The following is a 10,601-nucleotide window of genomic DNA, read 5'->3' on the forward strand; positions in this document are numbered from 1 at the left end:
ACAGGGAGTACCACTGTCATGACCATCGAGTACCTCGAACCGGGGCTCGCCCACGTCTTCATCGAGAACCGGGCGCGTCTGCGGCGCATCGCGCAAGGCATCGTGCGGACGCCGGAGCAGGCGGACGACGTGCTGCAGGACGCCTACCTGAAGCTGGCCCATGGGGAATCGCCCCGGCAGGCGGACCGGCCGCTGGGCTACTGCAGCCGCGTGGTCCGCAACATGGCGCTCGACCACTGCCGCAAGCACAGTGTGGAAGCGAACTACCGCTCCTTCGATGTGGAGGCCGACGATTTGGACATCCCCGACACCGCTTCGCCTGAGCGCTCGATGCGCGACAAGCAGGTGATCTGCTCGATCGACCGCGCGCTGTCCTGCGTGCCCGCGCAGACGCGGCAGGCCTTCGAGCTCTACCGGCTGGAAGGCCTGACCCAGCGCGAGATCGCGCAGCGCATGGGCTGCGCGCTGGGGCTGGTGAACGCCTGGATCGCGGACGCCGCGCGCGCGATCGCGGGGTGCCGCCACCTGCTGGCCGACGACTGACGCGCCGCATCGCGCGCACCCCGGGCGCACCCCTGCGACCCCGCGCGCGGACCTCGCGCAGCGCCGCGCGAGCCTGGAGTAAGCTGCCGCCACAGGGGTCATCCGGCCTCTGCGATTTCGACTCCGGGTCACGCCGCCGCCAACCCCCATGACACAAGAGCAGGACGATCCCGTCTGGCAAGCCGCCTGGACGTGGGTGCAACGCGAGTTCGATCGCGAGCGCTTCGACGAGGCCGCCCGGCTCGCGCTGGCGCGCTGGCTCGCCGAAGATCCCGAGCATGTGCGGATGCATCAGCAGGCGACGCGCCTGTGGGCGCTCGCGGGCCAGGTGCCGGCTCGCGCGCAGGATCCGGACGACGCCGCGACACGGCCGGCGGCACGCCGATCGAGGGACGCCGATCCCTGCGACTGAGCGGTGCCACCAGGTTCGAAGATCCACGCCAGCGACCGACCCGGGAGGGTCCGCGTGAACATCCGCCGCGCTGAAACGTCTTGAGAGGACAGGGCCCCGTCTCCGGTCTCACCGGGAGCGGGGACGCCCACATTCCCATCCTGCAAGAGGCGTTCTCATGTCCACCAGTTGCTTCGACCGCGAAGACGACACCTTCATCGTTCTCGTCAACCACGAAGACCAGTATTCGATCTGGCCGCACTGGAAGGCCGTTCCCGGCGGCTGGTCCGTGGTGCCGGATGTCCGCGGCGACAAGAAGACGGTGCTCGCCTACGTCGACCGCACCTGGACCGACATGCGCCCGAAGTCGCTGCGCGACTGGATGGCGGGGCAGGAGCAGGCCGGCCAGCCGACGACCGCGGGCTGAGGCCCATGGAGGCGATGGCCCTCAAGCTGCTGTGCCTGCCATGCGCGGGCGCGAGCGCGACGATGTACCTGCGCTGGCGCCGTCTGCTGCCGCGCTGGATCGAGATCGTGCCGGTGGAACTGCCTGGTCGCGGCAGCCGCCTGGGCGAGCGTTTCGTCGAGGACTTCGGGACGCTGGCCGACCGGCTCTGCGACGAGCAGGCCGCGGTCATGCGCGGATCGTCGGGCGGGCCGCAGGCCTTCGCGCTCTTCGGTCACAGCATGGGCGCGCTGCTGGCGCACGGCATGGCGCAACGGCTGCGTGAGCGCGGCGAGCGTCTGCCGCGCGCGCTGATCGTCTCGGGCAGCGCGGCGCCGTCGCGGCGCGACACGTCACGCCTGCGGCAGGCGCTCGGCGATGACCAGGCGCTGGCCGCCGACCTGCGCCGCCAGGGCGGCACGCCGGACGAGGTCTTCGACAACGCGGAGCTGCTGCGCCTGACGCTCGATGTGCTCGGCGCGGACTACCGCGTGTGCGACAGCTATCGCCATGTCCCGCGGCCGCCGCTGCCCGTGCCGGTGCACGTCTTCGCCGGGCGCCAGGACGAGATCGCGCCGGACCGGCTCGCCGCCTGGTCGCTCGAGTCCGAGGCGCCCGCGACGCTGGACTGGTTCGATGGCGGCCATTTCTTCGTGCGGCAGCAGGAGGGCGCGGTGCTGACCGCGCTGGCCCGCCACCTGAGCGCCGTCGGCGCACCCGCGCGCGCCGCACCCGGCGCCTTCGCGTGACCGCGCGGCGCCACGCGCCGCGGGCCCCGCTGCCCAGAGACCTTCACTGAAAGAAGCGCGACATGCCTGCCGCGATGACGACTCCTTCGTCCCTGCCGGCGCCCGAGGGCGCGGCATCGACCCTCGTTGAGCACCTCGACCGACTCATCGCGTCGAGGCCGGGGGACACCGCCCTGATCATGGTCGGAGACCGCGGGGTGGACGGCGGGATGGACGGCGGACGCGATGCCGGACACGACGGCCACGAACGGCCCGTCACCTACGAGGCGCTCGGTCGCCGCTCGCGCGCGCTGGCCGCGGCGCTGCAGGCCGCCGGTCTGCAGCGGGGGGCGCGCGTGCTGATCGCGCTCGAAGGCACGGATGACTACCTCGTCGCCTTCCTCGGCTGCCAGTACGCCGGCATGATCGCCGTGCCGGTGTTCCCGCCGGAGAGCGCTCGGCCGCAGCATCTCGAGCGCTTCGCCGCGATCGCGCGCGATGCCGGCGCGGCCGCGGTGCTCGGCACGCGCGACGTCATCGGCGCCATTGGCGCCGTTGATGCCATCGGCAACCCCGATGGCATGAGGGCGCTCGCCGTCGACGACATCGACGTCGCATTGGCCGACGCCTGGACGCCGCACGTTCCGCGACCGTCCGACATCGCCTTCCTGCAGTACACGTCCGGCTCGACGTCCACGCCCAAGGGCGTGATGGTGAGCCACGGCAACCTGATCGCCAACGAGCGCGCGATCCATGCGGCGCTCGGCACCACGGCGCGCGACGTCTATGTCTCCTGGCTGCCGCTGTTCCACGACATGGGGTTGATCGGCGGCCTGCTGCAGCCGCTGTTCGCCGGCGGGACGCTGATCCTGATGACGACGGCGTTCTTCCTGGCCCGGCCGATGCGCTGGCTGGAGGCGATGCATCGCCATCGCGGCACGATCACCGCCGGTCCCGACTTCGCCTATCGGCTCTGCGCCGAGCGGATGAAGCGGGCAGGGCGCACCGCCGCCCCGGCGTTGGACCTGAGCGCGTGGCGCATCGCGCTGTCCGGCGCGGAGCCGGTGCGGGCCGACACGGTGGCCGCCTTCCAGGAGGCCTTCGCGCCTTGTGGCTTCTCCGCCGGTGCGATCTACCCGAGCTTCGGACTGGCCGAGGCGACGCTCTTCGTGACCGGCGGGCAACGTGCGGACGGCGCAGTCTCTCGCCGCTTCTCCACCGAGGCGCTGAAGCGGCAGCGTGCGGAACTGGCCGTGGAGGTCGAGGTCGACGCGCCTGTCGATGCCCCTTCTGATGTCCTTTCCGATGCCAATGCCAATGCCGAGGCGAATGCCGATGCCAAGGCCGACGGGGCTCAATGGCTGGTCAGTTGCGGCGCGGTCGCACGCGACCATGAGGTGCGCATCGTCGATCCGGCCACCGGCGCCGCCTTGGACGAGGCGCAGGTCGGCGAGATCCGCGTGCGCGGGCCCAGCGTCGCTCAGGGCTACTGGGGACGGCCGGAGGTCAGCGCCGAGACCTTCATCGAGCAAGGCCCCGAGCGCTGGCTTCGCACCGGCGACCTGGGTTTCCTGCGCGACGGCGAGCTCTACGTGACCGGTCGCATCAAGGACCTGATCATCCTCCGCGGCCACAACGTGTATCCGCAGGACATCGAGGCGGCGATCGAGCGCCAGCCCGATCTCGTGCGTCAGGGGCGCGTGGCGGCCTTCGCGGTGCCGGGACCCGACGGCGATGGCATCGGCGTCGCGGCCGAGGTGTCGCGCGCCACGCGCAAGTCGATGACGGCGCAGGCGCTGGTGGCCGCGATCGGTGCCGTCGTCGGAGAACACTGCGGCGAAGCGCCGCGCGTCACGATCCTTCTCAACCCGGGCGGTCTGCCCAAGACGTCCAGCGGGAAGATCCAGCGCTCCGCTGCGCGGCAGGGCTGGCGCGATGGCACGCTGGATGCCTTCGCGATCCATGCCGAAGGTCGCTTCGTGTCAGGGGGAGAAGACGACCCCGTGTCGTCGCCCGTCGCGGGACAAGGCGTCGCGGAGCAGCTGCCCTACAGCGAGACCGAACAGGTCCTGGCCGGGATCTGGCACGAATCTCTGGCGCTCTCCGACGCCGCGATGCCGGCGCGAAGCACGAACTTCTTCGTCGCGGGCGGCAATTCGTTGACCGCGGTGAAAGTGGCTTCTCGCGTGTCCGCGCGGCTGGGCGTGACGCTGGGCTTGCGCGATCTTTTCGAATGCCCGGTGCTGGGCGACCTCGCCGCGCGCATCGATGCGCGGCGCGCCGCCGCGATGTCCGGCACCGCGACGCCTGGCGCTCTTGCGGGAGCGCCCCACGCACACCACGCACACCACGTGCCGATGGTTCCGCTGGTTCCGCTGGTTCCGTTGGTTCCGTTGGTTCCGTTGGTTCCGGTTGATCGGACCGCAGAGCGGGTCCTGTCGCCGACGCAGCGCCGTCTCTGGCTCGTCGAGCGCCTGACGCCGCGCGCCGCGCGCGAAGCCCATCCGGCCTACAACATGGCCGCCGCGCTGCATCTGGACGGCGATCTGGACGTGGCGGCGCTGCAAGGCGCGCTCGACGCGCTGGTGGACCGGCACGAGGTGCTGCGCACCGTCTATCCGGAGAACGACGAGGGCGAACCGATCGCCGTGTCGCGGCCCGCCGCGCACGTCGATCTGCCGCTGCGCGATCTGACGGCGCTGCCGGAGCCGCAACGGCACGCCGCGGTCGACGCGGCCCTGGCCGCGCAAGAGGGCCGCGCCTTCGATCTCGCCAGCGATGCCTTGTTGCGTGCGGAGCTGCTGCGACTCTCATCCGACCGGCATGTGCTGTTGCTTTGCGTTCATCACATCGCCTTCGACGGCTGGTCGGTGGGCGTGTTCGTCCGTGATCTCACCGTCGCCTATGCGGCGATCCGGAGAGATACGGCGCCGGCCTGGTTGCCGCTGGCGGTGCAGTACGCGGACTATGCGCAATGGCAGACGCGCCAGCTCGCCGCGACGCAGTCGGCGCTGGCCGCGTTCTGGCGCAAGGCCTTGCGCGGCGCGCCCGCGCTGTCCACGCTGCCGCCCGATCGCGAGCGGCCGGCGGTCGCATCGATGGCCGGCGACGCCGTGTCGATGACGATGTCGAGCGCGGAGGCCGATGCAATCACGCGACTGGCCCGGTCGCAAGGCAGCACGCCCTTTCTGGTGATGATGGCGGCCTTCCTGGCGCTGATGCACCGGCGTACCGGCAGCGACGATCTCGTCGTCGGCACCGACGTCGCGGGCCGCGACCTGCCCGCGCTCGAACCGCTGATCGGATTCTTCGTCAACGTCGTGCCGCTGCGCTCGCGGCGGATCGGCGTCGATCGAAACAGCGGCACCAACGGCACTCACAGTGCCGACAGAACCAACAGTGCTAACGGTGCAGACCTTGCGGACGGTGCGGACAGTGCGGACCGTCCCGATGACAAGCGCGGCGAGGCCTTCACCGAGTGGCTGGCACGGGTGCGCGAGCTCGGCCTGACGGCGTTCGAGCACGCCGCGATGCCGTTCGACCAGATCGTCGACGCGGCGGGCGTGCCGCGCTCGCGCCGGCACGGGCCGCTGGTGCAGACCCTGTTCGTCGTCCAGAACACCCCCGCCGCGCGCTTCGATCTGCCCGGGTTGGCGGTCCGCCTCGAATCGCGGCCTCCGGTCACCTCGAAGTTCGACCTCGCCGTCTTCGTCACCGACACCACCGACGGCCTCCGCGCCGAGTGGGTGTTCGCGACGTCCCTCTACGAGCGCGCCACCGTCGAAGCCGCCGCCCAGGACTGGCGGACGCTGCTGCGCCGTGCCGCCGCCGAGCCGGACACGGCGCTCGACACGCTGCTGGACGGCTTGGAGCCTTCCGGACCATCGACATCGAGCCAGCCGTCCTCCGGCCCGCCACCTTCTTCTCCTCCGCATCACCAGGAGCCGACCATGTCTTCCCTTCCTCCTCCCGTCGTCGACAAGCCGGGCAAGCTCGACAAGCTGGGCAAACTGGCCGCGCTGGGCAAGCGTGCGGGACCGGGCGCCGTCGGCGCTTCGGCGACGGCTGCTACCCCGGCGCCCGCCGTCCGCATGACCACGTTCGCGGACGATCGCCCCTTCCCCCTGATCGTCGAGGCCACGCGCCCCGACCTCGATGCCGTCGCCTGGGCGCGCGCCAACCGCGACGTCGTCGAGACCTCGCTGCTCACGCACGCGGGTCTGCTGTTCCGCAACTTCGGGCTGAGGACGCCGCAGGAGTTCGAGGCTTTCGCCGAGTCCATCGAGCCCGAGCTGTTCGGCGGCTACGGCGATCTGCCGAAGAAGGAGGGCGGCCGCAACACCTACCGCTCCACGCCGTATCCCGAGCGGCAGATGATCCTCTTCCACAACGAAAGCGCCCACCTGGAGCGCTGGCCGCGCAAGCAGTGGTTCTTCTGCGAGCTGCCGTCGCCGGTCGGCGGCGCGACGCCGATCGTCGACTGCCGCGAGATGCTGCGCCGGCTGCCCGCCGACCTTGTCGACGAGTTCGAACGCAAGGGGTTGCTCTACGTCCGCACCTTCACGCCGCGGCTGGACGTGTCGTGGCAGGACTTCTTCAAGACCACCGGTCGCACCGAGGTCGAAACCCGGCTCGCGCGGGCCGGCACCGCTTTCCGATGGCTGGACGCCGACACGCTGCAGACCCGCACCCGCTGCCCGGCCGTGGTCAAACATCCGCTGACCGGAGAGCGTGTCTTCTTCAATCAGGTGCAGCTGCACCACGTTAGCTGCCTGGAGCCGGATGTGCGCGAGGACCTGCTCGGCCTGGTCGGGCTGGACCGCATGCCGCGGCACGTCACCTTCGGGGACGGCTCGGCGATCCCGGACGCCACGATGGCCATCGTCGGCGAGGCCTATGAGGCCTGCGCGGTGCGGCTCGATTGGCGGCAGGGCGACATCATCATGCTGGACAACATGCTGGCGGCCCATGCGCGCGACCCGTACGAGGGACCGCGCAAGATCGTCGTGGCGATGGGCGCGATGTTCGATCGCGCGGCGCTGGGCGGGGAGGCGTGATTCGATGAATGCGATCCATACCCCCGGCCTGCCCGCCGAGGAATTCGTCAGCAGCGGATTGAGCCCCGAGCAGCGCGCGGTTGTCCAGCACCTGGATGCGACGCACCTGGATGCTGCGGGGATCGATGCGGCGCGCCTCGCGGCCGTGCCCGGCCTGACGGCGCGCGTCACGATCGATGGGGCCCTTGATGGCCTTGCTGACCTTGCTGGTCCAGATGGCGGCTTCAATGGCGACGCGCTGCGTCACGCGGTCGATCAGGCCGTGGGCGCGCACGAGATGCTGCGCACCGCCTTCGGGCCAGTGGACGGCTATCGCGGGCTGCGCCAATGGCTGCTGCCGGTGCGGCCGGCGCTCGACTGGTCGAGCGCCGATCTGCGGGGCATGGACGAGGCGGCGTTGCAGGATTGGCTCGCGCGATTGGCCGCGCCGCTGGCGATCGCCGAGGGACAGGTCTTGCGCGCAGGTCTGGCACGCGTGTCCGACTCGCGGCATGTGCTGGCGCTCCACGCGAGTGCGCTGGTGGCGGACGAAGGCAGCCTGCGCACGCTGCTGGCAACGATCGCGACGGCCTGCGTCGGAGAGCGCGGAGAACGGGGAAAGCGCGGAGAGCGCGGAGAGCGCGGAGAGCGCGGAGACGCGATCGGCTTCGACGCCGAGGAGGTCTTCCAGTACGGCCAGTACGTCGAATGGCGCGCCGAACTGGCGAGCGGGGAGGAGGCCAGGACCGGCGCGGCTTATTGGCGCGCGCATCTCGGCATTGGCGCCGCCGGGACGGTCGTCCCGGGCGACTTCGATACCGACTGGCAGAGCCCGCGGCTTCCGCAACCCCTGGCGCCGCGCGCCGGCCGTGTCGAAGCGCGGACCGTGCTTGACTCGGCGGTGGTGGCCCGCATCGTCGCTTCGACGGTGGGCGCCGAGCCGCTGCTGCACGCCGTCTGGCTGCTGCTGCTCGCACGGCTGAACGGCTTCGAGCGGTTCCTCTCCGGCTGGCGCCACGACTGCCGCGACGACTACGAGGTGATGCGCGGCGCCGTCGGCGTCTTCGAGAAAGTGCTGCCGATGGCGGTGACGCTGACCGGGGACACACGTGTCGAGGACTGGTTGACGCACTGCGCGGCCACGGCGGCCGCGCACGTCGACGCTCAGGAGTACTGGTCGGTCGAGTCGCCCGCCACGACGTCCCACCGGGGAACGGTCTTCCGTTGGCAGCGCGTCGCTGCGCCTGGCGCGGGCTGGTCGGTGCCGTCGGTCGAGGGCGCAGGCGAGCAGGGCGACGATCGCGATCGCGATGGCGATGGCGATGGCGATGGCGATGGCGCCGCGCTCACGCTGGAGGTGCACTGGGGCGAGCACGTCGAGCTGGTGCTGAACGCCGATGCCCAGCGTCATTCACAGCAGGCGGTCGGACGCCTGCTGGGCCAGTTCACGACGCTCGTCGGGCAGGTGCTCGATCGGCCGCACGCGGCGGTGCGCGAGCTCGATCCCGTCGGCGCCGAGGAGCGCGCGGCCCTGCTGCGCGGGGCGCAGGGCGAGCGCCGCCACGTCGGCGCGCTGACGGTGTCGCAGCATGTGGCCGAATGGGCCGCGTTATCGCCGCAGGCCCCTGCGCTCGAGGCCGGCGGGATCGTGCTCGACTACCGCGCGTTGAACCAGCGCGCCAACCGCCTCGCTCGTGCGATGGCGTCACTGGGCGTGACGCCGGGATCGCTGGTCGCGCTGAACTTGCCGCGTGGCGCGGATCTCATCGTCGCGATGCTGGCCGCCTGGCGAGCCGGCGCGGCCTACCTGCCGCTGGAGCCAGGCTGGCCCGAGGCCCGTCGTCGCGCGCTCCTGTCGGACGCCGCGCCCGCCCTGGTCCTGTCCGCGACACCGCAGTCGAGCGAGCCGTCGTTCCGCGCGGCGACCCTGACAGGCGATGTCCTGACGTCCGCCGGCCAAGCCGCGATCGACCTGCGCGAGCTGGACGGTGCTCTTCCGGCCACCCAGCCGCGGCTGGGCGACCTGGCGTATGTGCTCTACACGTCCGGATCAACCGGCCGGCCCAAGGGCGTGGCCATCGAGCACGGCCAGCTGCTGAACTACGTCGTCGCGAGCACCGCGGCGATGGACCTCGCCGCCAGCCGACGCTGGGGCCTGACCAGTTCGGTCGTCGCCGACCTGGGCAACACGGCGCTGTTCGGCGCGCTCTTCAACGGCGCCTGCCTGATCGTCGCCAGCGAGGACGACACGCGGAGCCCGGCCGCCTTCGCGCGCTTCGTCGAGACGGCGGGCATCGACGCGGTGAAGATCGTGCCGTCGCACCTGGAGGCGCTGCTTGAAGGCGAGGCGGCGGGCGAGGCGCCGCGCGTGCCGCGCACGCTGGTGCTGGGCGGCGAGGCCGCGCCCCGCGCGCTCATCGAGCGCCTGCGGCGCCTGGCGCCCGACACGGCGATCCACAACCACTACGGACCGACCGAAACCACGGTCGGCGTGCTCGTGCATCGCGTCCGCGCGTCCGATCTGCAGGGCGGCGACGCGCTCCCGCTGACGCAGGTGCTGCCCAACAACCGCGTCCTGGTGCTGGACGAGGCGATGCGGCTCGTGCCCGCGGGCGGGCAGGGTCAGGTCCATGTCGGAGGTCCGCAGGTCTGCCGCGGCTACCTGGGCCGCGAGGTGCCGGGCGCCTTCGTCGACGACCCCTTTCATCCCGGTGAACGTCTGTATCCCACGGGCGACGTCGCACGGGTGCTGGCAGAGGGCGGGTGGCGTCTCGTGGGACGCGCCGACCACCAGGTGAAGGTGCGCGGCTTCCGCGTCGATCCGGCGGAGATCGAGGTCGCGTTGCTGACCTTGCCCGCGGTCCGGCAGGCCGCGGTGCTCGCGGAGCCCGACCTGACTGGAGATATCGAGTTGTCGGCGTGCGTGGTGCTGGAGACCTCCGGCGAGGTCGCGACGGATCACGCGGATCGCTTGCGCGAGTCGCTGAAGGCCCTGCTGCCGTCGCACATGGTGCCGACGCGCCTTCATGCGCTTGACGCCTTCCCGCGACTGGCGAACGGCAAGCTCGATCGTGCCGCGATCGTCGCGCTGGCGGCCGGTGCCGCCGCATCGGTCCTCGAATCGTCGCGGGATGGCGATGCCGCCGCACCGCGCGCGCCACGCGACGCGTTGGAGAGCGTGCTGTCGCAAGGCATGGGCCTGCTGCTGGGCCGCGGCCCGATCGGCATCGACGAGGACTTCTTCGAGCTCGGTGGCCACTCGCTGATGGTGATCCGGCTGGTGGCGCGGCTGCGCAAGCTGCTGGGCATCGAGATCGAACCCGGCCTGGTCTTCGACCACCCCACCGTGGCCGAGCTCGCCGCGGCGCTGCGCGCCGGCCCCTGGGACACCTCCGGCTTCGAGCGCCTGGCCGCCACCGATTGGCAGAGCGCCGAAACGGCGACCGTTCCCCATTGAC

Annotated in this window: 6 protein-coding genes; all 6 read left to right on the forward strand. The window is 71.4% G+C overall.

The window, feature by feature from the left end:
- Nucleotides 1-18: 18 nt before the first annotated feature.
- The 6 genes from AC1VNM_RS07340 (at nt 19) to AC1VNM_RS07365 (ending at nt 10,600) form a co-directional block, all read left to right on the forward strand.
- Nucleotides 19-543 carry a sigma-70 family RNA polymerase sigma factor gene (locus AC1VNM_RS07340; protein WP_377155081.1) on the forward strand — a complete coding sequence of 175 codons (525 nt, stop codon included), beginning with the start codon at nt 19-21 and terminating at the stop codon, nt 541-543.
- Between the two features lie 148 nt (nt 544-691).
- Nucleotides 692-955, forward strand: coding sequence for a DUF4880 domain-containing protein (locus AC1VNM_RS07345; RefSeq protein WP_377155080.1), 264 nt, complete (start codon nt 692-694; stop codon nt 953-955).
- A 157-nt stretch (nt 956-1,112) separates the two neighbouring features.
- A complete protein-coding gene (locus AC1VNM_RS07350) occupies nt 1,113-1,361 on the forward strand; it encodes an MbtH family protein (RefSeq protein ID WP_377155079.1) in 249 nt (82 codons plus the stop codon).
- A gap of 14 nt (nt 1,362-1,375) precedes the next feature.
- The gene (locus tag AC1VNM_RS07355; RefSeq protein WP_483106401.1) at nt 1,376-2,128 is read left to right on the forward strand and encodes a thioesterase II family protein; all 753 of its coding nucleotides are present in this window, start codon (nt 1,376-1,378) and stop codon (nt 2,126-2,128) included.
- Between the two features lie 62 nt (nt 2,129-2,190).
- Nucleotides 2,191-7,164 carry a condensation domain-containing protein gene (locus AC1VNM_RS07360; protein WP_483106402.1) on the forward strand — a complete coding sequence of 1,658 codons (4,974 nt, stop codon included), beginning with the start codon at nt 2,191-2,193 and terminating at the stop codon, nt 7,162-7,164.
- Between the two features lie 4 nt (nt 7,165-7,168).
- Nucleotides 7,169-10,600, forward strand: a complete 3,432-nt coding sequence (locus AC1VNM_RS07365) for a non-ribosomal peptide synthetase (protein ID WP_483106403.1) — start codon at nt 7,169-7,171, stop codon at nt 10,598-10,600.
- The last annotated feature ends 1 nt before the right edge of the window (nt 10,601 follow it).

This window comes from Mitsuaria sp. MSU3D, assembly GCF_056867975.1.